We start from the raw sequence: 26,742 nt of genomic DNA on the forward strand, positions 1-26,742 counted from the left end.
TTTTGATTTGAAATGGCAGGTAGTTAACAAATTCTTCCGTTCTTTATAATACAACAACGACAGGGCGCAGTTTTTGAGAATTTAACCATTCTATTTTATGGCATAAAAATATGAGGCGCTGGCTGTGGGGAATTAAAGAGGATGAAAGAACTGATCATATCTCCATTTCCAATAAAGCATAGCTTAATGTCTTACCATGGGTATCCATCACCAAAGATGTGGTAACGCCTCCTGACAATGCCTGGTTACATACAAACTGCAACGCATGAATATTGGGCATTTCGTAACGAACCACCTCCCCTTTCACGATATCTTTGAAATGATGACGCACTTTTTCGGCTGTTACTCGTTCACATAATAAATCATAATCCTTTTCGTCATACGGAATCAGTGACAAAATAAGCGTATTACCTTTGTCTCCGGCTCGACTATGCGCTATATCATAAAGCCTTGTGCTCATATTCTTTTAAGATTACTGTTGTATGTATTTTATTCCTGTCAATCAATGCGGATACAATCCCAATCACTTCATTGGTGTACTTTCGTACACCGCCGCCTCCAGCGGGGCCATTGGTATAAAGTGCCTCTACTTCCTCGCCAATAATCGCAGCTTCTCGTTCATGAAGTCCTTTCCCAGCCACCCGAAGCCTGATCTCGTAGGGTTTATTGTCTTTACCCAAATAAGCAGGATGAACCGAAGTATGCCCTATATAGTCAACCCTGAGCGTTGGAAATCTATCCTTTAATCTTTGTTTGATGATATCTGCGGCCAGCTGCGCACGTTCCAGTGCATGGGCACCCGCATAGGTTATCTCTCCTTCGCCTATAAAACCCGCTTTATATCCAATGCTTACTTTTAATAACTGTGGCTTTATATGACCGCCGCCGCCATTCACTTCTATTAAATTTACGGCTGTTTGCCGTAAACTTACAGTAGTAAAATCTGCTATAACGTCCGGTGTAAAATAGGCATGCGGGTCGATAACCTCATATAGTAATTGTTCCTTGGCTGTCGCCAGGGTAATACTTCCACCGGTACCTTCAACCTTGCTGATGATGCAGCTTCCATCAGCGTAAACATCGGCAAATGGATGACCCAGGGTACTCATATTATCCACCGGCTTTTTAATCGGGTCGGCAAAATATCCTCCGGTAATTTGTCCCGCGCATTCCAGTAAATGCCCTGTCACTGTTGCCTTGCCTATAATCTGCGAATCTTCTAAAGACCAGCCAAACTCATGCACCAGCGGGGCAACAAATAAAGAAGGATCGGCAACGCGTCCGGTGATAATAATTTCAGCATCAGACTGTAAAGCCGGCAACAAAGCATCCGCTCCAAGATAAGCGTTTGCGGACAAAAGCCGGCCGGAGGAGGAAATGGGTTTCCCGGTTTCCATAGCGATCTCGTCGCCGGTAAAATGTTCCAGAACATCATCACCCGTAATCGCTGCTACCTTTATAGAAATGCCCAGTTTTTTGGCTATCCCAATAATTTTATCGGCAGCCGCAACAGGATTTGCAGCGCCCATATTTGTGATCAGGCGTACCTTATTCTTTTTAAGAACGGGCAATAGCAACTCAATCCGACGCTCCAAAAGAGGATCGTATCCCTGCGCAGGATCAGCCGCCCTTCTTTTTTGAGCCAGTGCGATGGTACGTTCAGCAAGGCATTCCAATACCAGATAATCAAGCGCCCCCTGTTCTGCTAAAATCACGGCGGGTTCAATCCTGTCTCCTGAAAATCCGGCGCCGCAGCCTATCCTGATTTTATTTTTTTGCATAGTTTTATATATGAATAGCCCCGGTTAATATTGCGATAAACGTCATAATAAGTGTTGTTCCCAAGGCCCATTTAAAAGTGAACTTCTGATGATCTGCCAATTCCACTTCGGACAAGCCGACCAGGACAAAGGTAGAAGCCGTTAAAGGGCTTAAGGGAAAGCCAGTTGTCATCTGGCCTAATATAGCTGCCCTACCTATTTCAATGCTATTTAATCCATAATGCGTGGCCGCCGTTTTCAAAACAGGAATAACACCGAAATAATACGCATCTGGTGTAAATACCAAACTTAGCGGCATCCCGGTTACACCCACCAGTGCAGGCAAATAGCCTGCATGTTCTTTAGGAATAACAGCAACCATAGACAGCGCCATGGCATCAATCATTTTTGTACCTAAAAGGATACCAGAGAATACTCCTGCTGCGAAAATAATGACCGAAACGGAAAATACATTTGCGGCATGATCCTGCAATCTTTTTCGTTGCTCTGCCTGAGATGGATAGTTGACCAATAAGGCAATCGCAAAACCCATAATAAAAAGAGCAGCGGGAGGAACCAAGCCCAAGATGAGGGTCGCGATCAACAATAGGGTGAATATAGCATTGAACCAAAATAATTGCGGACGTCGTATTTGCCTCTGATTTTCAGAAAGCTCGCGCTGATGATCATAATCCAGATGTACAATCCCCAAACGACCACGCTCCTGCCGGCCCAACCAGTAAGCGACACCCAATACCCATAGTATACCGAATGCCATGGCCGGGAGAACAGGAATTAGCAGGTGAGCGGGATCGGTTTTCATCACATTAAGCGCCCTTGCCAACGTACCAGACCAGGGAACCAGGTGCATGACACCGGCGCTTAAGGCTACTATACAAGGCAGAATGAGTTTATTCATCCCCAATCTTTTATATATCGGCAACAAGGCTGTTATGGTGATCATAAAAGTGGCTGTTCCATCTCCATCCAAATGAACCAGCATTGTCAATATGGCGGTACCCAATGTAATCTTAAGCGGATCGCCTTTTGCCAGATTAATAATTCCTTTAATGATAGGATCAAACAAACCCGTATCGATCATAATTGCAAAGTATAATACCGCAAATACAAGCAATATGCCAGTAGGCGCAACCTGTCTAATCCCAGTCAATATCATTTCGCCTATTTCCTTAGGACCGAACCCGCCGATAAGCGCAAAAACGACCGGTACAATGATGAGTGAAAGCAGGACTGAAAGCCGCCTCGTCAGAATCAGTGATAAAAAAACGATAATGGTTAAAAATCCCAGTATGGATAACATATTCTTAATGTAGGGTACCGTTAGCTAAAAACACCTTTTGAAAGAAAAGGAACTGGTAGGATATCGCGTTGCTCCAATATGGCCACTCATGTTTACCAGGCCGCTCTATATAATCATGCGGCGTTCCGTTATCTAACAATAACTGATGTAATTCACGGTTCGGTCTGATCATGATATCATCAGTCCCGCAATCGAAAATGAGCTTCACGTCATTAACCTTCATTTTGTCAATCATGCCGACAACGGAATATTCCCGATAAGGATTTGCCGGATCTTTTGGCGGGCCAAGCAGGCGTACAAAGTTATTGTCACGTGACTTGGCAAAGTCGGGTGGGACGTTCCAGGTAGCCGTATTGATATTCATCACTCCACTCATGCTCCCTGCGGCACAATACAATTCGGGATGGCGCGCAGAAATATACATAGCACCATGCCCTCCCATAGACAGGCCGGCTATCACCCGCCCCTTTCTATCCTTTATTGTGCGGTAGGTACCGTCTATTTTCTCTATCAGTTCTTTAGCCACAAAAGTTTCATACTGACTGCTTTTATCAAGTGGGCTGTCAAAATAATAGCTTGAGAGCCCCGCATCGGGGGTAACAACAATAAAGTTATACTGATCAGCAAGCTGGTGCAAAATGAGTTTATCACTGGTTTTCGAGAGCCAGTCGCGGTAATTGCCTTGTCCGCCATGCAGCAGGTATATGACCGGGTAGTTCTGGCTTGAACCCTGGTAAGACGCCGGTAACACCACAGCGGCCTTAATCATTTTTTGCATAGCCTGACTTGAAACCTCAAGCGTATCCACCTTTGCGGCATAACTATGCATGCTGCCTAACCAAAGTAAAAATGTAAAAACAAAGCAAATCCTATTCATTATTGACTTATTCATTTGATTTATTTGTATTATCTGAAACATCCTCCTCTTCGGTATTGGCAACAATTGGCACGCGCCATCCGGCATTAAAAACTATACTTACACCGTCCTTGCATTACCGATTAATATCACAGTCTTCTTTAACAAGGGATGTTATCATTTTAATGACATTTGCGGATATGTCTTATTCTAATGTTTATAATCGTTTTAAAAGATTGGTATACTATTTTTTAAATATCGATAAATATAATCTTCCAATAAAACTTCATATAAAAAAATCCATAGGATTTTTCACTTGGATGTTCGAATATAATTTTTGATGAAATGTGTTTTTTCTATACTAAGAAGGCCTAACTTTGAAATTATTTTTAAAATATGCTCCCCATCTCCAGTGCTTTAGTTGAAAAGGAATTGAAAGATTCTTTTTCAATAAAATATTGCGATAACCAGTGCTATGATCAAACAACAGCTTACCGGCTTACCTATAACCGTATCCTTTTGATTAAAGCAGGTAATGGTGAAATACAAATAGATGACAGCGCTTTTTCTATTGGCTCAAATGAGTTGTTTTTGATTGCTAAGGGACAAGTATTACGCTTCCAGCCGGGATCGGGCTTTCAGGGTTATGATCTCAGTTTTGGCGACTGTTTTTGGGAAAAGACCCCTCCCAGCGCCAGCAACTGTAAGGCAGTATTATTTAACAACGCATCAGCTAATCAAAACCTGCCTTTAGGGGATGAAGATTACGAGGAGTTAAGTTATTTATTTCAGCCGTTATACAGAGAATTTTCAAAAGAAGAGTATATCAACAAATTGGACGCCATGGCCGCCTATCTGAAAATTATCATGATAAAAATAGCCAATATACATGCGACCCTGGCCAAAGGATTCGACAGTTATGAGAACAAGGTTTACCGCGAGTTTTTAGAACTCATCAGCAAGCAGTATCAAAGCACTCATGAAGTGGCCGATTATGCCAGCCTATTAGGAATATCTGCCCGAAAATTGACTGACCTTACCAAAAGATGTAGCGGCAAGGGTGCTAAGGACCTCATTAACGGGCAATTGATTGCCGAAGCGAAACGATCCCTGCAGTTTTCCTCCGCGCCTGTTAAAGAAATAGCTTTTCAGCTCAATTTTTCAACTCCCGATCAGTTTAGCCATTTTTTTAAGAAGAATGCCCGTTTATCTCCGCAGGATTATCGTGCACTTTTTGTAAATATGGGCATGTAATTATTGGCATGTGTTTGACGGATTTTGACATTTTCGGCCTGCTTTAACCTGGCTACTTTTGTATAAAAAACAAAAGATTATGCCAGTCAATAAAATAAAATCATTAGCGGGAATAGTGATTCCGGATAGTACCATCGCCACCCAGGCCACCGAGCTTTTATTAACGCACGGAACAGAATTTATTTATAACCATTCCCTTAGGGTTTTTCTATTTTCTTCGCTTAACGGCAAACGTAACAACCTGCAGTATGATGCCGAATTACTTTACGTAGCATCCGTATTTCATGATCTGGGTTTAACCAAACATTACAGCAGCCCTGATCTGCGATTTGAGGTGGATGGGGCTAATGCCGCCCGTGATTTCCTGAAAAGCCATGGGTTACCTAAGGAATCCTTACAGTTGGTTTGGGACACCATTGCACTGCATACTACCATAGGTGTAGCTGAACATAAAGAAAACGAAGTAGCCCTGATGTATTCAGGTGTAGGCCTCGATGTGATGGGAGACGGTTACGAAAACCTGAGCGCCGAACACCGCGAGGAGATTATTCATGCTTTTCCGCGCAACGATTTCAAGAAGAATATTATTCCAACCTTTTTTGGCGGGTTTGAACATAAAACTGAAACTACTTTCGGTAATATTAAAGCTGATGTATGCGCCTTTATGACCCCCAATTTTCATCGCAAAAACTTTTGCGATTGCATCCTGCATTCACCCTGGAGCGAATAACTATACCTAAGATGAAAATGAACAAGTATGAAAAAAATCCATAAAAATTAATCAAATGACAATTTCAGGTAAAACTATAGCCGGCATAAAAATACCCGACAGCGCAATGGCAAGCCAGGCAACAGAATTATTACGCGAACATGGCAGTGAACTTTTATACAATCATACCTTGCGGGTCTTTCTGTTCGCCTCTCTCAATGGCCAACAAAACAACCTCCGGTACGATCCGGAACTCCTGTATGTTAGTACCATGTTTCATGACCTGGGCCTGACGGTGCACTACCGCAGCGACGATAAGCGATTTGAAGTGGATGGTGCAAATGCGGCCCGCGATTTTCTGCGTGGTTATGGAGTTTCTCCTCAATCGCTGCAATTGGTTTGGGATACCATCGCGCTTCACACCTCACCGGGTATTGCGGAATACAAAGAACCCGAAGTGGCCTTACTCAATTATGGAGCTGCGTTGGATGTGATAGGCAAAGGCTATGATCAATTATCAAACGCCAATCGCGAAGAAATTATTAAACATTTTCCTCGTAATGAGCTAAAGAAAAACATGATAAACACTTTTTTTGATGGTTTTAAACATAAACCTCATACAACCTACGGTAGCATCAATGCAGACATTTGCGCATGCATGATACCTGGATTTCAAAGAAAAGATTATTGCGATTTAATTTTGCATTCGCCCTGGTCGGAGTAAATTAAGGACCAAGCGTTATACTATTGGGCGTAGTCGGCAATGATTGATTGAGAAACGCATCACCGTGATAGCCGCCCGAAAAGATTTGGTTGAAGTGTTGGCCAAATTTGGGCCCGGGGATAGTTAGGATAGCGGATGCGAGGGAGAAGCCGGAATATTGAGCTTAGCCTATGTTGTTCACGTTCACGACTGCATGAACACCGTGAACAGTCATGAACACCTGAAAATCAGATATTTAAATTTTTAACCGTAGAACAAAATACTGTTTGAACCTGAGATTGTGAGGATGGCGGATGCTAAGGGAAAGTCGGAGGATTAGATAATTAGTTTTTTTTTAGCCACGCGTCATTGCGAGGAACGAAGCAATCTCCGATGGGCAGGGCGAATCCGTTTTTCATACGGATCACAAGGGGTCGGAGAAATTGAGGGAAAAAAGTACATTAGTATTATCACTAAATGTGCGGGTAACTATATTTCAAAGCAGTTTGCTGGTAAAATGTTAGCGGCAGCTAATGGCCTATATAAGCACTTTCAAAGAACGAGCTAAATAAAGAATTTTCTTTATTATAACATAACACTCCCTTACCCGGCCGAAGCCAGATCAAATAAACAAGGTATTACTTCAAAACCAGGTTTTCCCGCATGGATTCGAACCACGATCTTCAGAGTCAGAATCTGACGTGCCTGCCGTTGCACCACAGGAAAATTTGGAGGCCGGTACAAGATTCGAACTTGCGACTAATCCTTTTGCAGAGGATTCCCTTAAACCTCTCGGGCAACCGGCCCTTTAATTTGTGGAAATAAAAGGACTTGAACCTTTAACCGGCACCGTATAAGGGTGTTGCTCTAACCATTGAGCTATATTTCCATAACACTCTAGTAGGGTAACCCGGACTCGAACCGGGAGCCTCCACATCCCAAATGTGGTAATCTGGCCAATTGATATACTACCCTGAAAAATCTCCCTAAAACAAAAAATCCCCTTAGATTTATCTAAGAGGATTAAGTATCTTGTTATATTTTAAGTCAATACATAGCCTATCCTCTCTGATAAATCAGTTGGGGTATAAAGCATTGTATTGTTGTTGTTTTCATGATGCAATAATACACATTTATTTTACAAACCAAGAAATTTCTGTAAATATTTTTTCTACATGCTTTTGCCTCTTGAGAGTTCGAGTCTCTCTTTGGTCTAATGCCAGTCGTGCCCGCACCATCTGCACTGTTTAGCATCAGCTTATGTTACCCTTGATGTGCTTATCAGCTTGCACATCCTGGCCGCCAGATCAAAATAAGAGCCATGTTCTGCAACGGACAGCTTTACAACGGGTCTTTAAATAGATAAACAAGTGGTTGTTTTAGTTTTGCGATTCTATCTATATTATCATTTACCATTGCCTGCCCCAATTAAAGTATTATTTTTGAGAAACAAGCAGTTACGGGGTATTTTGTATGTATAAGAGGCATATTTTTTCATATAAATACATAAGGTGTTGCACATTTTTGGTGTGCCTGGCATTATTGTGCCCGGTAAACCGGGCATACGGGCAGCGAGTAACTACAATACATGGCAACGATTTTGGTAAATATAACCAGATCTTCCTTGATGATTCGCTTTGGTTTTTTCACCCTGGCGATTTTGCCGCCGGTAAACAGGCTGTAATCACTACAGCCGGCTGGGATACCCTGCGTAATACCACTTTTGGCAAAACCAATGCGCCCCGGCATTGGTGGGGTATGGGCTGGTTTGGCATATGGGTAAAAGCCGACACAGGGCTGGTAAACAGAAAACTGTTCATCAGCATCAATCATGATGGAGCTTCTGAAATATTTATGGATGGTAAACCCATGGGGGGCTATGGCAAGGTTGGCCATTCAGCGCAACAAATGGAGGCTATCCGCGCGCCAAGGGAGCTGATTCCGCTTTGGTTTGCCGATACCCGCCCCCACCTGCTTACTATCCGTTATTCAAATTTCTTTGGCGTTTATCCCGATTTTTTGGGGTTTCAGCTTTCGATAGGTGATTTTGTAAACCGTGCCGAAAAAATAAGAACAAGCAAACAGCTGTTTGATTATTTGCCTATGTTCGCTGCCGCGCAAATGATACTGGGCCTGCTGCATTTCCTGTTTTTTCTTTTTTACCCCAGGCAAAAGCTCAACGCGTATTACGCTTTGTTTGTACTGCTGGTAGGCATTAATGGCATTGAGGTTTATCAGTTTTACCTAACGCCGTATCCTTCGGTTCAATATCTTGCAGATTTTACAACCAGTGCCTGCAGGGTATTGATCATGTGGTCGGCCGTGTTATTGCTTTACGTACTCAATTATCGCCGGGTGCCCGGGTGGCGCATGATGGCCTTAACCGGCATTACGTTATTTTATCTTACAGAGTACATTTTAAAGTTTTGGGTTTTTAAGGTGGAGTATGGGGATGATTATTTTTGGATAGCCTACTTTATTTGTATGGCGGATGGCTTATGGTCGGCGGCCCAGGTTATTAAAAGAGGGCAAAAGGATGCCTGGCTTATTGGCATTGGAGTAAGTACTATTATATTGGTTTATGTATTTGCCTGGTCAGATATGTTTCACATTTGGCCTTATCAACGCAACTCATTGCGCTTGTTTGTAATGGGCGCGGGATCATTAGTGCTGCCGCTTTGCCTATCACTTTACCTGGCGCTTGATTTTGCCCGTACCAACCAGAACCTTACCGTAAAATTGCAGGAGATAGCAAACCTATCGGCCCGCGCTCTTGCCCAGGAGGCCGAAAAAAGGGAACTGATAACAACCGAAGCCCGCCGGTTGGAACAAATTGTACAACTGCGTACCGCCGAACTGAAAGAACAAGCCGATAAGCTGCTGGAATTGGACGCCGTAAAATCGCGCTTTTTTACCAATATAACCCATGAGTTTAAAACACCACTTACGCTGATCATGAATCCGGCTAAGGAGTTGTTGTATACGCCCAACGGAAATACTTATAAAAACCTTAAGCTGATCATCAACAATGCCGAACGTTTGCTACAGCTGATTAACCAGTTATTGGATTTAAGCAAGGTAGAAAGCGGCATGATGGAAGTAAACCTGGCAGCGGTAAATCTGGTGGCGCTTGTGAAACAACACACCCTCTCCTATGAATCTCTGGCTTTACAAAAAGGGATCACCCTGCATTTTACCGCCGACCGGGATGCCCTTTGGATACTGGCCGACCGGGATAAAATGGATAAGGTGGTCTTAAATATCCTTTCCAACGCGTTAAAATTCACCAATGAAGGAAAGGTGGAAATTGTATTACGCCAAAATGCGGAAGCACCTAACAGCGCCTTCACCCTTACGGTACGGGATACAGGAAAAGGTATCCCGGCCACCAAACTGCCCTACATTTTCACCCGTTTTTACCAGGTCGATCCATCAAATACAAGGTCGGCGGAGGGTACGGGTATCGGGTTGGCGCTTACCAAAGAACTGGTAGAACTGATGGGCGGGCAGATATGGGCCGAAAGCTCTGAAGGCTTATATACACAGATCCGGATAGATATGCCGTATCAGGCTACCGAAGCTATTGCAGTACAGGCGGCGGAAACGTTACCCGATATGGCATTTACGCCGGCGGTCGATGCTGGCGAAGTATTGGTTGCTGATGAAAGCGGCCCGCTGATCCTATTAATTGAAGACCATTATGAACTGAGGGAGTTTATCCGGCAGTCGCTGGCCGGCAGGTACCGGCTAATTACCGCGGCCGATGGCGAAGAAGGGATAACCCTTGGTCTGCAACACATCCCCAACCTGGTTATTACCGACCTGATGATGCCAAAGGTGAGCGGATACGAAGTGAGCGAAACGCTTAAAAAGGACGAAAAAACCAGCCATATTCCCGTTATTATCCTAACCGCAAAAGCCGATCTGGATAGCCGCGTACAAGGGATTGAAACCGGGGCCGATGCCTATTTGGCTAAGCCGTTTGATCAGCGGGAATTGCTCGCCCATATAGAAAATCTCATCAACGTACGCGAGCAATTGCGCCTGCATTACAGCAACCACGATATATGGCTTAAAGATACCATTGCCCTGCCATCTATTGAGCAGGCTTTTATAGCGCGGATACGCCAGGCTGTTGAAAGCCACATGAACGAGGAAGGTTACAGCGCCGATCAACTTGCTGCAGATATGGGGCTTAGTCGTACACAGTTGCACCGTAAACTCAAGGGTCTTATTGGCCATGCACCCGGCGAGTTGATCCGTATTGTTCGGCTGCAATATGCCTATGACCTTTTAGAACGTCGTGTTGCAACGGTATCTGAGGTGGCTTATATGGTTGGCTTTGGCAGCCCGGCCAGCTTTTCGGCCAGTTTCTCGCGCCATTTCGGCTTTGCTCCAAGTAAGGTGGTTGAAGCATAGGCCTTAACTATCACTTATAGTTTCCAAGCAAAACCATTCCTTCCCGATAAAAAAATGTAACAAACTCGAAAGCATTTGCAACATGCGCGCAAGTTTGATTGGAGCAGGCAGTGTTTATTTGTAAATGATCTTTTTGAAATTACGATCAAGAATCTTTAAAATCTGCCAGAAATGAAAACAATTCGAAGTCAACTTACATGCAACAGGATGCAAATCCCCTCCAGGAGAAGGTCCGGGAAAAACTCCGCGCCAGCCGCCTTACTCCTGTGCAGCATATTAATTACTTTTTATGGTTGCGGTAAACCTTCCGATAATCCTACTCCGCCCCCCGTAGTAAACATCACAGCCTGTAGTATTGCAAGCGATGTTGACCAGACGCTCGGACTTCGTAATTTTGAGTATGATGATAAGGGCCTTCTTATAAAAGTGACAGCGCCCAATTATTATTACCGAGCCTTCGTGCGGACTATTACACCTGCTAAAGTTACTGACGTTTTTCCTAATTATAACGCTTCCTATACTTATAGTGGCGGCAGCGGAAATATTTATGATGGTAATCCTGAATTTATACACGAACCATCAGTAAAGGATTCGGTGTATCAATTTAAATATGATGCGAAGAAACGACTGGTTTCGGTTTTAATACCGATGCCGGCCAATGGTTATTGGCAGAACACTTTTTTCTTGCTTTTCAGGGCCGAACTCCATTTTACCTATGATGCCAATGACAACGTAACGCAAGTAAAAATTGTAGAAGATTATCAGGAAGAGATCAAAGTTCCCCAAACTGGCCAGACCCGGATCGATTACATGCAACTTTCTGGTGAGGAACTGAATATAACTTATGACGATAAGCCATCAGCCTATACGACTATCTCCAAATATTGGAAATTTATAGGCGCCGATTTTCTTGGTGCGAAGTTCAATAGTCTGGACCTGGGTCGTTTTTGGGCAAATTCCTGCACATTCCTAAGCAAGAATAACCCGGTTAAAATTACAGGAAAGTTAAAACCAAACTTTAGTGAAAAAACCATTGACATAAATATGAACCTTGGCTATCAATATAATGAGAAAAATTTCCCGGTTACCGTATCAGTTAACGGCTCGGACATAAATTCTTTTACTTACAACTGCAAATAGATAGATTAATCCAGATCGAGAATTTTGAAATTGTACTGAATTTTGCCTGGAAATAAACAAAAACCATAATTATATAAATGATCATCATGAAACGTGATACCTTCCTCCGGATCTTATCCGTAAGCGGAGCCGTCTTAGTAAGTCCGATCAGTGTAATTGCGAAGAGTTATAAATTGCTCCGGGAAAAAACCGGTTATAAAACCGATGCGGGGGCAGATCGCTTTCAAAAACCTATCAACCTGTTTGACGGCGATACTTTTTATACCAAAGTATCCAGCAAAGATACCGACGGCGATCTGTACGTGTATGAATCGTCGCGCATAAAAAAAGGCGGACCAAATTTGCACGTCCATCCTAATCAGGACGAGTGGTGGTATATTTTAGAGGGGGAGTTTTTGATTAAAGTGGGCGATAAAATGCATCACGTTAAGCCCGGCGATAGTGTGTTTGGTCCGCGGGGCATACCGCATGCATTTTCAAAGGTAGGAGAAGGTGTTGGCCGGATGCTGACCACGTTTCAACCGGCCGGCAAGATGGAAGAATGTTTTATAGCGATAAGCGAAGGGCAAATGAAAGGCAAACCTGAGGTTGAGCAGGACGAGTTCAGGAAACAACATGGCTTTGAACGGGTTGGGCCGCCAATTGATATACTAAAAGCATTTTAAGCCCAAAATCCCCTCCCCAATTAATTAACCGGTCATGAAAATATATAGTTTTAAGTTAATAGTAGTAGTTAGTCTGTGCGGGTTGTATGGCTTTAAAGCCTACAGCCAGCAAACAGACACCGCCAAAGAAAACCCGGCGATACGGCAACTCATTAAAAATTATGAAGACGCCTGGAACCGGCACGACCCTAAAGGCCTGGCCGATAATTACACCATTGATGCCACCTGGGTAAATTGGTTTGGCGCGTACTATAAAGGGCGCGACGATATTCAATTTCATTATCAACAGGTGCATACTACCTATTTCAAAGCCACTCATTATTACACCCGTGCAGTAGAAGATATTACCTACCCGCATCCTAACCTTGCTATATCACACGTACGTACAGGATTAGACGGCGATGAGCGTTATCCGGGTCAAACGTTTGAGTTTCGCAGGATGATTGTACTGGTAAAGCGTGGCGACACCTGGAAGATACTTGCAGGTCAAAATGCTAAACTGGAAAAGGGAATAAAATAAAATCGACGTATAAAGCCTACCCCATTAAACAAAAACTGAGCCTGATATACCTAAAGTTTATTCCACCGGTAACCGCGACTATTGTTTTTGGCATAGGGCCTGTAAACACTATAGGGTTTGATCGAAAACCTCCCACTTACCCTCTGAAATTACTTCGATCTTTTGATCTGCTACCTTGATAGCGGTATGTTCGTCTATCGCGTAAACCATACCGGGCAGCATAGATGCCCAGGTGGCGGCATTGCCATTGCACGCATCACGATGGTTTTGATTGTTGTAGTGCGGGATGATCGCGAAGTCTACAAAACCGGCACCTTCGGCGGTAACGAAGGTGTTTTCAAATGTGTCGAATTGCAGGGTTTGTAAAGTCTTCGGACGGGCGATGGTATTTGGCAGGTTGCTATAAGATTCGCCAAACAGTTTGCTGGTAGCTATACTACCGGCACTAACTCCAACATAAACCAAATTTTCCAGCGAACTAATAACTTCGGCCAGGCCAGATTCTTTCAGCCAGTAGCTCAGGAATAGCGGGTCACCACCCCAAACTAAAAGCGCATCCGTCTCCGTTATCGCTTTTATCCAAACCTCTTTTTGTATGGCTGGTAACGTAGTCAACTCCAGCAAGCCTAATGATTTCCACCCTAACTTGCACATGGCCGAACCAAGTTCACCGTTCATAGCTTTCCATACGAATTGCGAGCCGCCGGGAAACGGATACATACCGGTAGGAACGAAAAGGGCATTGCTTTCTTCGATGGGTTTACCTAAAAGACTTATAAGCGCGTTTTGAATGCTTGGATTGGATATGCCGCTGGAGGTGAGCAAAAGTTTCATGGGCTTAAGATAATAAAAATGCCAAATTTTTTGCCCACGGCGTCGCCGACTATGACTGCTCTGGTTATTGTCTTTTAATGTTTTACATAGATTTATCATAACATTAAAAACAGATATAAATATGAAAGCTAAGTTTTGAAACATGCTATAGATAAGCACATCAATACTCCAGTTACAACTACACTTTCTAAACTTAAAATTTACTATGTTTGCATAGTAATATTAAGTATGAAAATCTTTTGGCTAAGATATTTGCTCGTTTTTGTATGTATATTTTCTATACTGGAAAATACCGGAGTGTCCGTTATTTCGCTCTTAAAGAAAACAAACATTTGCCAAAACGATTGTTCTGTAGTTAACGATGATGAAAGCGCTCCTGAACGGAATGAAAACAAAGAAACTAAACTAAAGGAGTTTTACGCAGTTCAACAGGAGCATCTGCTTCCGCAGCTGTACCTATCCGGCACGGTGATTCATTATGCAAATGAAAAAAGCGGTAACCACTTAGCCTGGATTTCGCCTGTTCCTACTCCCCCGCCAAATTATACGGTTTAATTTATTGTTGAACGCCTTACCTAAGTAGGGAGGCTCGTATTATTAAATTAAATCAATAAACTATGAAATTTTCAATTCAATTCATATCCACTGTGCTGCTATTTATGGTATTTGGCACTATTTCTTTTGCACAGGAAATAAATGTTAGCGGTATTAAAAAAAACACCGCGCCCCTCCTTAATTCTCTAGATTACATTACCAAACTACAACCTATTAGTTACGAGTATAACCTTGGTGAATACAAGCAGCTAAACCTGCCCGCAGGTAAACATTTTGGTTTCATTGGTAATGATGTAAGGCTTTCAGTTCCTTCGGCTGTCAGTAATCGTCATTATTGGTACGCAACAGGCAAAGGCAATCAGCGCGCGATAACTATACCTGAGGTCGACATGGAAAAACTGGTACCACTGCTGGTTGGTGCCATTCAGCAGCAACAAGTACAAATTGAGAACCTTAAAGCCGAGGTGGAACAATTTAAAAGAAGTAAATAGACTTAATATAGTAAAATGCAGCATCCCGGTGCTGCATTTTGCTATATACTCAATATTTGGCAGGCTTTATCATTACGTTCCTAACTACCAAACTGATCATTCAGCGTTTTAAACCACCCAAACTCATGCACATCTTTTTTTGTGCAAATGGCATCAATCTTAATGGCAGGGGAAATCAAAAACGTTCGCAATAAACACTTGCGAACGTTTCAGTTTTCTAACATCAGCTATTGTTTTAATTCCTGCTCGCCGCCATTACAAGCTGAAAGCAGGTGATTACTTCCAGCCACCACCGGTGGCGCGATATAGGTTTATGGCATTCAGGAATATATTTTTCTTGGTATTAGCCAGTTCTAATTCCGCATCGAGTACATTTCTCTGAGCGGTTATAATTTCCAGGTAATTAGCTCTACCAACCAAAAAAAGATCATTAGCTACATCTACCGCGTTTTTAAGAGATTTTACTTCTTCTTTTTTTAGCTGATAGTAGTTATTATAGTTTTCAATCCCTTTCAGACTGTTTGACACCTCCATGAAACCGTTAAGAATAACTTTTTGATAATTGTAAAGCGCCTGCTTTCCTTCTGCTATGGTTCTTGCATAGTCGGCTTTAATCCTCTTGCGGTTAAATATCGGCGCGGTTATCCCGCCCAGTAATCCATAACCCAAAGAGCCCTGATTAAATAACAACGCACTTTTAAATGCATTATAACCCACATAGGGAGATACGGTAAGAGACGGTAAAAAAGCCTTGCGCGCCGCATTAATATCTGCGTTCATTGCAGTCAATTCAAGTTCGGCCTGTCTAATATCGGGCCGGTTAAGCAATAGCTGGGCCGGAATACCCGCATTGAGTAACCCCGGAACCTTAAGCGCAGATATAGAACTGTCCCGCTTTACCGTACCTGTAAATTTACCGGTTAAAAATTTGAGCTGGTTTTCGGTTTCAGTAATTTGCTGGGCGGTGCTATAACGCAAACTTTGGGTGCGGGCCAGTTGTGCTTGAAATTGTTGCACTGCCAGCTCAGTTGCACGACCGCCGAGTTTCTGGATCTTAATGATCTCGAGCGCGTTATTCTGCAAAGTGATATTCTTTTCAATGACCTGCTGTTCATTATCCAGAGCCAGCAACTGATAGTAAAGGGTTGCTATTTGAGCAGTAAGCGAGGTAACCGCCAGTTTATAGGCACTTCTGCTGGCCAGGAAACGGCTGAAGGCTGCTTTTTTGTGATTACGTAGTTTCCCCCAAAGATCAATCTCCCATGAGCTCCGGAACCCTACAAAATAATCGGGTGTTGGATTGGGGATGTGTTGTTTTCCGTTAATATTAGGCGATAAATTGGTATCATAATTCCCTACGCCATTCATCGTATAATCACCATATTTTTCCAGCCCGGCGGTTGCGTTAAATTCAACAGAGGGCATAAGCCATGACCGGCTGTATCGCAGATCGGTACCTGCTATCTCTACTCTCTGCAGGGCCGATTGAATATCGAAATTAGCCGTCACAGCGGTATCTATTAACTGCAACAGACAACTATCATTGAAAAATTGTTTGAGCTGCAAATTGGCAATGGTGACTGTATCAGCATCACCCGTAAATGTCTCAGGTACATTAGTATTAGCTTGTAATACAGTAGCTTTATAATTTTTACATCCGGTTGTAATACCAAGCAGTATACCGGTTATTAATATATAGTAATGAATAGATTTATTCGTTCGCATGGTCACTTTTCTTTATTGATAATTATCTATTAGGTCAACTTCAACCGCTATCTTTGGCTTTTTTTTGTCTTTAGTGGATATTTTGGCAAAAAGCACATAAAGTCCGGGTATGAGAATGAGGCCGAACACGGTGCCAAAGAGCATCCCCCCGGCGGCGGCGGTACCTATAGACCGGTTACCCATGGCTCCTGCACCATTGGCTACGCACAAAGGGATAAGCCCGGCTATAAAAGCCAAAGAGGTCATTAATATTGGACGAAGCCTTGACACCGCCCCTTCAATAGCTGCATTAATCACCGTAGCTCCAGCTTTTTGGCGCTGTATGGCAAACTCAATAATCAGAATGGCATTTTTACCAAGCAATCCAATTAGCATCACGAGGGCGACCTGCGCATAAATATTATTTTCAAGTCCCAGCAGTTTTAAAAAGAAAAATGCCCCGAAAATACCTGTCGGTAATGAGAGTATTACAGGAAGCGGCAGCAAAAGGCTCTCATATTGGGCGGCAAGCAGCAGGTAAACAAATATTAAGCAGATAATAAATATATAAATGGCCTGGTTGCCGGATTCTATTTCTTCCCTGGTCATGCCAGACCACGCGAAAGTAAAGCCTTTGGGTAATTTCTCTTTCGCTATACGTTCAATAGCCTTAATAGCGTCGCCACTGCTAAAGCCTGGTTCAGCGTCGCCCGTTATCATGGCAGAAGTGTACATATTGTACCGGGTAATTTGCTCTGGCCCGTACACCCGGTCCATTTTTATAAATGTTGAAAAAGGAACCATTTCGCCTTTCTCGTTTTTTACCTGCAGTTTCAGCACATCCTCCGGCTTTGACCTGAATTCAGGCGAAGCCTGGACCATTACTTTATACATTTGCCCGAAACGGATAAAATTTGATGCGTAGTAACTTCCCATTAAGGTTTGCAGGGTCGACATCGCCTTATCAATAGTGATACCCTTTTGCGCTGCTACCGGCTGGTCAACAGAGATCATGTATTGCGGGAAATTAGGATCGAAACTGCTAAACGCGCCTGAAATTTCGGGAGATTCATTTAATGCGCGGATAAACTCGTTAGTAACGGATGCCGTTTTTTGTAAATCGCCTGTACCACTATGGTCAAGCACCCTGATCTCGAAACCACTTGAATTACCAAAACCCGGAACCGTGGGCGGCGGAAAGTACTGAATAGAAGCATCAGCTATGGTTCTTGTTTTTTGCTCGAGCAAATGAATAATTTCATAAATTGATTCCTTTCTTTCATCCCAGGGTTTCAGATTGATCATGACCATACCGTAGGATGCGCCGGCTATTTCGTTAATAAGGCTGTAACCGGAAAGTGTGGACACAGATTCAATGGCGCCTATACTTTTGCTCTCCTCCTGTATACCATGGATCACCTGTTCTGTACGCTCCACAGTGGCACCAGGTGGAGTAGTAACACTTGCGTAGATCATACCCTGATCTTCGGTAGGTATAAATCCCGAGGGAAGGATAAAGCTCAGTCCCCAGGTGGCCGCAAAGAAAAACACGAGCAAAACAACGGTGACCACCCTGCGACCAGCAATACGACCCACAAGTGAAGAATATCGGTTAGACAGACCGTTGTACTGATTGTTAAAACCGTTAAAAAACCGTTTTACAAATCCCTGCCTGCCAATGGCTGCCTGTTCATGCTTCAGCATGATAGCACATAGTGCAGGTGTAAGTGTTAACGCGTTAATACCTGAAATTACGATAGAGAAAGCCAGGGTTAAAGAGAATTGCCGGTAAAACACACCTACCGGCCCCGACATAAAAGCCACCGGTACAAACACTGCCGACATCACCAGGGTAATGGCTACAATGGCACCGCTTATATCTTTCATAGCACTCATAGTAGCCTCCATTGGGGGCAAGTGTTCTTCGTTCATTTTTACGTGGACAGCCTCCACAACTACAATAGCATTATCCACCACAATGCCAATAGCCAATACCAGCGCAAAAAGCGTAAGCAGGTTAATAGAAAAACCAAGCAGCTGCATAAAGAACAATGTACCGATCAATGCCACCGGAACAGCCAGCGCAGGTATCAGTGTCGACCGGAAATCCTGAAGGAACAGGTAAACTACTATAAAAACCAGGATAAAGGCTTCTAACAATGTACGCATTACCTCATGTACCGATGCATCCAGGAAACGCGAAACATCATAATTTACATTGTAGCTCATGCCCGCCGGGAACGAGTTTTTTTGCAACTCGGCCATGCGCTCTTTAATATTGGTAATTACTTCTCTCGCATTTGAACCCGGCCTTTGTTTAATAAGTATTGATGCCGAAGGCCGGCCATCGGTTTTAGATACCATACTGTAGGTTAAAGAGCCAAATTCAATGTCCGCGACCTCCTTAAGCTTTAAAACAGAGCCGTCATCATCTGCCCGTATCACCAGGTTCTTATACTGTTCGGGTTCAAAGAACTTGCCGGGATACCGTAAAACATACTGCAGCAGCTGCGGAGACTTATCAGAACTCTGCCCGGTTTTGCCCGGGGCCGCCTCTACGTTCTGGTTTCGTATGGCCTGGATTACTTCATCTGTAGAGACATGATAGGCCATCATCCTGTCGGGTTTAAGCCAAACACGCATAGAATATTCTTTGGCACCCATAATCTCGGCCCGGCCAACACCCTCTATTCGTTTAAGCTCCTGCAATACATTAATATCGGTAAAGTTGTAAATGAATTTTTCGTCAAGTGTACTGTCCCGGCTCATGATGTTCAGGTACATGAGCATACTGTTAACTTCCTTTTCGGTAGTTACGCCAGCCTTAATTACTTCTTCAGGGAGCTCATCAATTATGGTAGAAACACGGTTTTGTACGCTTACCGCGGCCTGATCGGGATCAACACCTACTTTAAAATTGATGGAAATAACGGTAATGCCATCATTGGTACATACGGTAGACATATAGGTCATACCCGGCACACCATTAATAGCGCGCTCCAGGGGGGTAGCAACTGCTTTTGCACAAACTTCGGCATTGGCACCGGTGTAGGTTGCAGTAACAGTTACAGAAGGCGGAACAATATCAGGGAACTGGGTAATTGGTAAAGTAATTAAAGCCAATACGCCAAGCAGGGTTATAATCAAAGAAATAACCAGCGACAATACCGGCCGCTTTATAAACAGGTTAAACATAAAATACGAATTTGAAAGATGGATAATAGCAACGCACAACCTTTTATGGCGTGCCTTGTACCGCTAAAACTTATTTTTTCATGGCAAACAAAGGCTTCTCTGCTATATGTTTGGGCTTGATAACCATGCCGTCGTGAACGTTTTGAATACCCTCATACAGGATCTCGTCGCCCGATTTCAAGCCTTCCTTCACGATATAGCTATGTGAAAGTCTTAAAAGCGGTGTAAAAGCTTTCATGTGGAGTTTGTTTTGACTATCAACCACGTACACATAACTTTTATCCTGAATGTCAAAAACAGCTTGCTGCGGTACAAGCACTACATCATCAGCCCGGTTTGCAAGGAATATTTTACCGGTAGCACCATGTCTTAACAGTTTTTTGGGGTTAGGAAAACGCGCCCTGAAATCTATTGAACCTGTGCTTTGTTCAATTTGGCCTTCTACCGTTTCAATGTTACCGGCATAAGGGTAATTACTTCCATCAGCAAGTACAAGTTTTACTTTATCGCTGTCTTTATCAGCTACTGCATTTTTTGTGCGCTCATATTTCAGATATTCATTTTCCGGAAAACTGAAATAAGCATACATAGAACTGATATCTGATAATTGTGTTAGCAGCATGCCCTCGTCAATTAAACTGCCTGCCTTAAGCGGAATGCGGTTTATAATTCCATCAAAAGGAGCACGGATAGAGGTATAAGCTATATGTGTTTGTGCACTTTCTACAGCCGATCTTGCCTCCTCAATGGTGGCCTTATCTGCATGTAACTTGGCCTGGGCTACCTCCAATTCTGATGAAGATATTACATTTTTATTAACCAATAACTTTACACGATCTACCTCCAACGCAGTAGCTTTAGTATCGGCCATGGCATTGCTTAATGCAGCCCGGGCTTTTGAAAGCATGATCTTAAATTCCTCGTCATTCAGTTTAAAAAGGAGCTGTCCTTTTTTAACCGGCTGGCCTTCATCTACATATATTTTTTCCAGGAATCCCCTTACACGGGTTCTTATTTCTATATTCTTTATTGCTTGTATGTCAGCCACATATGCCGTGCTTACAACGGTATCACGGGTATTAAGTGTTACCACTGGTAATTGCAAAGGTTCTTCCTGAGCACTGTTATTCCGGGCTTTGGAGACGCAGCCAGACACAGACAGACCTGCCGCAACCACCAAAGCATAAAAAGAAATTTTATGTTTTAACATGATATTGTTTCCTTTAGTTAATGTTACATCACACCGGGAGATATGATGCATAAATCCATAAATTCAGTAAGGCAGCATAACTGCCGCTATGGGGTAAGGAAACCGGATCAGAATGGCGTAAGCCGAAAGAGGAAATGATGGTGAACAGGTAAAAACACTTTGCTTAGCCATTGTTTTCCTGGAAAAGAAAACAAATGACGGGGAAGATCATTTGAAATAAATTCCTGTTTGGCAGGCACCTGAATAGTAAAATCAACTACCCGGCTTGTTAAGAACCTTTTCTGATCCTTTATATGGTGATGATGTTTTGAATCCTGATGTGAAGAAGCGTTGTTTAAGCCCAGATATACCAGATCAAATACGGTATTTCCAGAGTAACAATATTCATTTGATAATTGAAACTGATCGCAAATATTTTCCACGGGACTTGTTGCGTGGAAACAAACGATGGCATTGATTAGCCATACAGAGAGGAGAATATTTAAATATTTTTTCAACATCTTCCGTTGCAAATATAGTAATCAAAAACCATTTTCTTTATTAACTTACCAGTTATACCACACGTTCCAATACAAATAATGCGCTAACTTTAATTTTGTAACAATATTTTTGCAATTTGGATTTATTATAGAAATTGAAAGAAAATATAAAAGGAAAAGGCCAGTGAATTTTTCTGGTGAAGGGCATTTCGAATAACCATGACCGGGTACAATGCTGTTAATTATAAAACAAACCAGTTGCATAATGATTTTAAAGAAAATAATTTAACTACAACAATAACAAAATACACTTGTTGTAGTTGTAATTAGTTATTATTAATGGATCAAAAACGAGCAAGCGGAACTGATCAAACTGAACGCTATCAATTAATTGTTGAAAGCTTAAAAGAGTATGCAGTTTTCACGATTGATAAAGACAGCCTGGTGACTACCTGGAACTCAGGTGCCGAAGGAATATTCTTGTACAAGTCTGATGAGATCGTTGGCAGAAACGGCGATATCTTGTACACACCTGAAGATATTGCAGCAATGGTGCCTTCCCGCGAAATGAAGGATTCGCTTGCCGACGGAAAAGCGATTAACGAGCGATTTCATGTAAAAAAAGACCGGAGCCGTTTTTGGGGCAGCGGGATAGTCTTCCCATTGTATGATAAGCAGGGGCAGCACATCGGCTTCACCAAAATCATGAGAAACACATCTGATGCAGAGCAGGCCGAAACCAATTTACGCGAGGAAAAAGCGCTGGCGGAGCTGTTGATTTCCACTTATTCTGAACCGATAGTTATCTTGAACTCGAAATTGACCGTGATGAATGCTACTCCATCCTTCGCTCAACTTTTCAGTTTGAACAAACAAACCTTCATCGGTAAAAACTTTTACCAAATTACAAATGGAAGCATTAATATGCCCCAACTCCGGACCAGGCTCGAGCCGGTACTAAAAACCAATAATTACTATACCAGCTTTGAAGTTGATTATGAACATCCACAAAGAGGCACCCGTAGTGTATTGGTTAAACCGCGCCGTATTTACCAGCCACCTAACTTATTGTTTAGCCTGGAGTTTGAAGACTTGACGGATAACAAGGCTGTGATGGAGGAAAAGGATATTTTTATATCTATAGCCAGCCATGAGATTCGTACACCGCTTTCTGTAATTAAAGCTTATGGGCAGATATTGGAAAGGGAACTGAATAACGCCAAGCCTATTGTTAAACGGGCAGTGCTGAAAATTAACGAACAGATCAATTTTATGAGTTCGCTGATCACTGCTTTATTAGATACGTCAAAGATCACTACCGGTAAGCTCATATTGGAACCGGAAGTATTTAACTTATGCAGTTTAATTGCAGAACAGGTGGAGAGTTTTAACCTTACCCAAACCTCGCATCAGGTACATCTGCCAAAGGAAGCCGACCTGATGGTTTATGCGGATAAGGTACGCACCGGTTCGGTGATCACTAACCTCCTATCCAACGCGGTTAAATATTCGCCCAATAGCCACGATGTAAACATCAACATTGAAGCAACCGCCGATCACCGCGCAAAAGTAAGCGTGCAGGATTTTGGGATCGGTATTCCCGTGCACGAACAGGCCAAGCTCTTTCAGCGCTTTGGTCGTACCGATTTGGTCAAACAAAAAAGGATTCCGGGAACCGGACTGGGGCTGCACTTGGCAGCAGAAATCGTCAAACTCCAGGGTGGCGAGATCGGATTTACCTCAGCGGAAAGCGAAGGATCTACGTTTTACTTCTCTCTGCCCTTGTACGAACGGCCAGACGAATGAGGAAAAGGAAATATATATGCAGATTACAGTTAATGGAAAACGATCCGAAAACTGAACAGGCCTCGAATGTAAACCGCGCCGTGGAGATGCCCATGCCCTTGGCACTAAAGAAGTGACTAAGGAAGATACTCGTAGGGTCAGAGCAGATAAAGCAATGATCGAATTTCGCAACAAACACAAACCTTAAAGACATGACTATTTCCTGTAAACAAATAATACACAGACCCCGTTCCAACGTTTTGATGTATTTTAGCGTATGGTTCCAACGTCACTTATTCAATTCATTTACAGCACCAACCTGGTGTCCAGGACGACAGCGGAACTGATCGCGCAGCGTTTTGCGGAAAAAAGCCTAACCAAAAACGAATACTTGTTGAAAGCCGGGCAGATCGCAGATACTTATTTGTTTTTGGAAACCGGTTATTTGCGCGCCTTCGCCGAGGACGTATCCGGCAACGACGTGACCACAGCATTTTACGGTCCGGGACAAATGGTCTTCGAAGTAGCCTCTTTCTTCGGCCGCTCGCGCTCCCGCGAAAACGTCCAGGCGCTGATCAGCGGTTGGTATATTTCCTATGCACAGCTCAATGAGTTGTTCCATGCCCTGCCGGAGTTCCGGGAATTTGGCCGGTCCATGCTGGCCAGGGGATTCTCTGAGCTCAAAGTTCGTATGCTGTCCACCATCACCGAGACAACTGAAGAACGTTATCGTGCTCTGCTGGCCGCGCATCCCGAATTGTTCCAGCAGGCTTCACTCAAGCACATCGCCTCCTATCTCGGCGTTACTGATACCTCGCTCAGCCGCATCCGCGCCAGTCTTTATAAAAAATAGACCGATCGGTATCTTCTTGTCATTTGACAAGTTTTGGCTGGTTTTCTTTCCGGTACTTTGTTTCATCAAAACACAAAGACATGGAATATTTACCGCTTATGATCCCCGCTGCATTTATCCTGACGACCCTGCTAACCCTGCTGCTGCTTTACCGGGCCGCCCGCTTTAACCGCCGGCTCTTACTGGTCATTACAGGCTGGCTGATTTTACAAGCCGCGCTCACCATCGCTGGGTTTTATTTGCAAACTACCGACACGCCGCCGCACTTCACTTTGCTGCTTTTGCCGCCGGTTGCAATGATTTTGGTGTTGCTGTTCTCCAAACCCGGACAGCGGTTTGTGGATACATTCGACACCAGCCGGCTGACGCTGATCCATAGCGTTCGGATACCGGTTGAACTGCTGTTATTTGGTTTGTACCTGTACCATGCAGTCCCCCGCCTGATGACCTTTGAGGGTGGCAACCTCGATATATTTTCCGGCTTAAGCGCACCACTAATCTGGTATTTTGGCTTCAAACGTAAAGCAATCGGCCGTACCGGTCTGATCGCCTGGAATATCCTCTGCTTACTGCTGCTTTTCAATATCGTCGGCAGGGCTATCTTGTCAGCGCCTTTTGCCTTTCAGCGCTTTGGCTTTGAACAGCCGAACATCGCGCTGCTCTACTTCCCTTATAGCTGGCTGCCGGGCTTTATTGTGCCTGCGGTACTGCTGGCTCACTTGATTACCCTTCGTAAACTCATTTTAAACAAATAAATATCATGGAAACCAATCAACACATGGCAGGTCCGTTCGACCTGACCGCACCCGTAACCAAAATGCTGGCCATCGGCAGCTGGACTGAAAAAGGCCGGGATAAAGCCGCCCGCTTCCCCTTGATGGTGGAAGAAGTGCCCGCTACCGTTAAACTCTACCTGACCGGCGCCATTGAGCAATGGTATGTGAAGCCGGATATCAGCGGTGTAGTCTTCATCATGAACGTAACCAGCGCAGATGCGGCGCATCAACTGCTCGAAAAACTACCCCTGGGCATAGCCGGCATGATGGCCTTCGACTTTATCGAGCTGGGGCCGATCACACCGCTGCGCTTTTTACTGCCGCTGGATAAGTAACACATCAAACGAAACCGTATCATAAAAAATATGATGATCGATGCAGGCAGTGGTTTCGTGTCCGATACCACTGCCTGCAAATAAAGTTAGTGGCACGGACAACTAACCAGTATCAATTCACTTACGCTAGCCCAATCCAGGTTAATCCTGGCTATCGCCAACCCAGCGCGGGAGCAACATGTTCCAATATAGCAGACAGCACATGGACATTGTAATCAACGCCCAAAGTATTGGGGATGGTCAATAATAAAGTATCCGCTTCCTGAATGGCCTCATCCCGGGCCAGTTCGCTGATCAGCTGATCCGGCTCCGCGGCATAACTTTTGCCGAAGACCGCCCGTTTATCCGCTTCAATATAACCGAAACTATCAGCCCCTTTGGCCTGTTGCCCGAAGTAATACCGGTCCTCCTCCGTTACCAGCGCGAAAATAGAACGGCTCACGGAAACCCTCGGCTCCTTTTTATGCCCCGCTTTTTTCCAGGCCTCTTTATAGAGCCTGATTTGCTTAGCCTGCTGGATATGAAATGGCTCTCCACTTTCGTCAAACTTCAGCGTAGAACTTTGTAAGTACATGCCATTTTCAGCCGCCCATACTGCCGTTGCATTAGAACCCGCTCCCCACCAGATCCTCTCACGCAGCCCTTCCGAGTGCGGTTCCAGACGTAATAAGCCCGGCGGGTTCGGAAACATCGGATAAGGGTTTGGCTGTGCAAACCCGGCACCTTTCAGTTTATCCAGAAATTCCAAAGCTTTACGGCGTCCCATTTCTGCGTCGGTTTCTCCCTCAGCAGGTTCATAACCAAAATACCGCCAGCCGTCGATCACCTGCTCCGGCGAACCCCGGCTGATGCCCAATTGTAAACGGCCCCCGGAGATCAGATCAGCAGCCCCCGCATCTTCCACCATATATAGGGGATTCTCATAGCGCATATCGATCACCCCCGTCCCGATCTCTATTTTGCTTGTCTTCGCACCGATCGCGGATAACAAGGGAAACGGCGACCCCAACTGGCGGGCAAAATGATGCACCCGGAAATAGGCGCCATCCAAACCCAGTTCCTCCGCAGCCACAGCCAGATCAATAGATTGAAGCAGAGTGTCGCCTGCCGTACGGGTTTTATAGGCGGGATGATCAGACCAATGCCCAAATGATAAAAAACCTATTTTCTTCATAAAA

23 protein-coding genes and 4 tRNA genes are annotated in these 26,742 nt (G+C 43.9%); 13 read left to right on the forward strand and 14 right to left on the reverse strand.

Annotated elements, in window-relative coordinates; all coding sequences use genetic code 11:
• Nucleotides 1-154 precede the first annotated feature (154 nt).
• The 4 genes from J2W55_RS19310 to J2W55_RS19325 are packed head-to-tail and all read right to left on the reverse strand — an operon-like array spanning nt 155 to nt 3,973.
• On the reverse strand, nt 155-460 hold the full coding sequence (locus J2W55_RS19310; RefSeq protein ID WP_310099562.1) for an AtuA-related protein: 306 nt from the start codon (nt 458-460) through the stop codon (nt 155-157).
• Nucleotides 441-1,781, reverse strand: a complete 1,341-nt coding sequence (locus tag J2W55_RS19315; protein WP_310099565.1) for an acyclic terpene utilization AtuA family protein — start codon at nt 1,779-1,781, stop codon at nt 441-443. The genes J2W55_RS19310 and J2W55_RS19315 overlap by 20 nt, the downstream gene beginning before the upstream one ends.
• A 4-nt stretch (nt 1,782-1,785) precedes the next feature.
• Entirely contained in the window at nt 1,786-3,081 is a 1,296-nt protein-coding gene (locus tag J2W55_RS19320) for a CitMHS family transporter (protein WP_310099568.1), read from the reverse strand.
• A gap of 4 nt (nt 3,082-3,085) precedes the next feature.
• A complete protein-coding gene (locus J2W55_RS19325) occupies nt 3,086-3,973 on the reverse strand; it encodes an alpha/beta hydrolase (RefSeq protein WP_310099571.1) in 888 nt (295 codons plus the stop codon).
• A gap of 360 nt (nt 3,974-4,333) precedes the next feature.
• On the opposite strand from J2W55_RS19325, the gene J2W55_RS19330 reads away from it, so the two are divergent.
• From J2W55_RS19330 to J2W55_RS19340, 3 genes are all read left to right on the forward strand, one after another.
• A complete protein-coding gene (locus tag J2W55_RS19330) occupies nt 4,334-5,191 on the forward strand; it encodes a helix-turn-helix domain-containing protein (RefSeq protein ID WP_310099574.1) in 858 nt (285 codons plus the stop codon).
• A gap of 79 nt (nt 5,192-5,270) precedes the next feature.
• The gene (locus J2W55_RS19335) at nt 5,271-5,921 is read left to right on the forward strand and encodes an HD domain-containing protein (RefSeq protein ID WP_310099577.1); all 651 of its coding nucleotides are present in this window, start codon (nt 5,271-5,273) and stop codon (nt 5,919-5,921) included.
• 55 nt (nt 5,922-5,976) lie between these two features.
• The gene (locus tag J2W55_RS19340; RefSeq protein WP_310099578.1) at nt 5,977-6,624 is read left to right on the forward strand and encodes an HD domain-containing protein; all 648 of its coding nucleotides are present in this window, start codon (nt 5,977-5,979) and stop codon (nt 6,622-6,624) included.
• Nucleotides 6,625-7,257: 633 nt separating this feature from the next.
• On the opposite strand, the gene J2W55_RS19345 is transcribed toward J2W55_RS19340, so the two are convergent.
• From J2W55_RS19345 to J2W55_RS19360, 4 genes are all read right to left on the reverse strand, one after another.
• Nucleotides 7,258-7,329, reverse strand: a tRNA-Gln gene (locus J2W55_RS19345).
• Between the two features lie 3 nt (nt 7,330-7,332).
• Nucleotides 7,333-7,409 (reverse strand) — tRNA-Cys (locus tag J2W55_RS19350).
• A gap of 10 nt (nt 7,410-7,419) precedes the next feature.
• Nucleotides 7,420-7,492 (reverse strand) — tRNA-Ile (locus J2W55_RS19355).
• 12 nt (nt 7,493-7,504) lie between these two features.
• Nucleotides 7,505-7,578 (reverse strand) — tRNA-Pro (locus tag J2W55_RS19360).
• Nucleotides 7,579-8,130: 552 nt separating this feature from the next.
• On the opposite strand from J2W55_RS19360, the gene J2W55_RS19365 reads away from it, so the two are divergent.
• The 4 genes from J2W55_RS19365 (at nt 8,131) to J2W55_RS19380 (ending at nt 13,347) form a co-directional block, all read left to right on the forward strand.
• Nucleotides 8,131-11,022 carry an ATP-binding protein gene (locus J2W55_RS19365; RefSeq protein WP_310101836.1) on the forward strand — a complete coding sequence of 964 codons (2,892 nt, stop codon included), beginning with the start codon at nt 8,131-8,133 and terminating at the stop codon, nt 11,020-11,022.
• Between the two features lie 171 nt (nt 11,023-11,193).
• The gene (locus J2W55_RS19370) at nt 11,194-12,162 is read left to right on the forward strand and encodes a hypothetical protein (RefSeq protein WP_310099581.1); all 969 of its coding nucleotides are present in this window, start codon (nt 11,194-11,196) and stop codon (nt 12,160-12,162) included.
• Between the two features lie 86 nt (nt 12,163-12,248).
• Entirely contained in the window at nt 12,249-12,827 is a 579-nt protein-coding gene (locus tag J2W55_RS19375) for a cupin domain-containing protein (RefSeq protein WP_310099584.1), read from the forward strand.
• Between the two features lie 34 nt (nt 12,828-12,861).
• Nucleotides 12,862-13,347, forward strand: a complete 486-nt coding sequence (locus J2W55_RS19380) for a YybH family protein (RefSeq protein WP_310099586.1) — start codon at nt 12,862-12,864, stop codon at nt 13,345-13,347.
• Between the two features lie 108 nt (nt 13,348-13,455).
• Here J2W55_RS19380 and J2W55_RS19385 read toward each other — a convergent pair whose 3' ends face one another.
• On the reverse strand, nt 13,456-14,181 hold the full coding sequence (locus J2W55_RS19385) for a Type 1 glutamine amidotransferase-like domain-containing protein (RefSeq protein ID WP_310099589.1): 726 nt from the start codon (nt 14,179-14,181) through the stop codon (nt 13,456-13,458).
• 228 nt (nt 14,182-14,409) lie between these two features.
• Between J2W55_RS19385 and J2W55_RS19390 the strand changes: the two genes are divergently transcribed.
• Entirely contained in the window at nt 14,410-14,736 is a 327-nt protein-coding gene (locus J2W55_RS19390; RefSeq protein WP_310099591.1) for a hypothetical protein, read from the forward strand.
• Between the two features lie 62 nt (nt 14,737-14,798).
• The gene (locus J2W55_RS19395; RefSeq protein ID WP_310099594.1) at nt 14,799-15,227 is read left to right on the forward strand and encodes a tail fiber domain-containing protein; all 429 of its coding nucleotides are present in this window, start codon (nt 14,799-14,801) and stop codon (nt 15,225-15,227) included.
• 276 nt (nt 15,228-15,503) lie between these two features.
• Here J2W55_RS19395 and J2W55_RS19400 read toward each other — a convergent pair whose 3' ends face one another.
• The 4 genes from J2W55_RS19400 to J2W55_RS19415 form a co-directional block, all read right to left on the reverse strand.
• On the reverse strand, nt 15,504-16,952 hold the full coding sequence (locus J2W55_RS19400; protein ID WP_310099597.1) for a TolC family protein: 1,449 nt from the start codon (nt 16,950-16,952) through the stop codon (nt 15,504-15,506).
• 12 nt (nt 16,953-16,964) lie between these two features.
• Complete coding sequence (locus J2W55_RS19405) at nt 16,965-20,126, reverse strand: efflux RND transporter permease subunit (protein WP_310099600.1); 3,162 nt, start codon at nt 20,124-20,126, stop codon at nt 16,965-16,967.
• A 70-nt stretch (nt 20,127-20,196) separates the two neighbouring features.
• Complete coding sequence (locus tag J2W55_RS19410; protein ID WP_310099603.1) at nt 20,197-21,336, reverse strand: efflux RND transporter periplasmic adaptor subunit; 1,140 nt, start codon at nt 21,334-21,336, stop codon at nt 20,197-20,199.
• Nucleotides 21,337-21,443: 107 nt separating this feature from the next.
• Nucleotides 21,444-21,836, reverse strand: coding sequence for a hypothetical protein (locus J2W55_RS19415; protein ID WP_310099607.1), 393 nt, complete (start codon nt 21,834-21,836; stop codon nt 21,444-21,446).
• Nucleotides 21,837-22,154: 318 nt separating this feature from the next.
• Between J2W55_RS19415 and J2W55_RS19420 the strand changes: the two genes are divergently transcribed.
• The 4 genes from J2W55_RS19420 to J2W55_RS19435 all read left to right on the forward strand — a co-directional run bounded on the left by J2W55_RS19420 (nt 22,155) and on the right by J2W55_RS19435 (nt 25,564).
• A complete protein-coding gene (locus tag J2W55_RS19420) occupies nt 22,155-23,621 on the forward strand; it encodes a PAS domain-containing sensor histidine kinase (protein ID WP_310099610.1) in 1,467 nt (488 codons plus the stop codon).
• 256 nt (nt 23,622-23,877) lie between these two features.
• Complete coding sequence (locus tag J2W55_RS19425) at nt 23,878-24,453, forward strand: Crp/Fnr family transcriptional regulator (RefSeq protein ID WP_310099617.1); 576 nt, start codon at nt 23,878-23,880, stop codon at nt 24,451-24,453.
• Between the two features lie 80 nt (nt 24,454-24,533).
• Nucleotides 24,534-25,208 (forward strand): DUF8737 domain-containing protein, encoded by a 675-nt coding sequence (locus tag J2W55_RS19430; protein ID WP_310099620.1) that lies wholly within the window; start codon nt 24,534-24,536, stop codon nt 25,206-25,208.
• 5 nt (nt 25,209-25,213) lie between these two features.
• The gene (locus J2W55_RS19435; RefSeq protein WP_310099623.1) at nt 25,214-25,564 is read left to right on the forward strand and encodes a hypothetical protein; all 351 of its coding nucleotides are present in this window, start codon (nt 25,214-25,216) and stop codon (nt 25,562-25,564) included.
• A gap of 151 nt (nt 25,565-25,715) precedes the next feature.
• Here J2W55_RS19435 and J2W55_RS19440 read toward each other — a convergent pair whose 3' ends face one another.
• The gene (locus J2W55_RS19440) at nt 25,716-26,738 is read right to left on the reverse strand and encodes an LLM class flavin-dependent oxidoreductase (protein WP_310099626.1); all 1,023 of its coding nucleotides are present in this window, start codon (nt 26,736-26,738) and stop codon (nt 25,716-25,718) included.
• Between the last annotated feature and the right edge of the window lie 4 nt (nt 26,739-26,742).

This window comes from Mucilaginibacter pocheonensis (assembly GCF_031456535.1).
Taxonomy (GTDB): Bacteria; Bacteroidota; Bacteroidia; order Sphingobacteriales; family Sphingobacteriaceae; genus Mucilaginibacter; species Mucilaginibacter pocheonensis.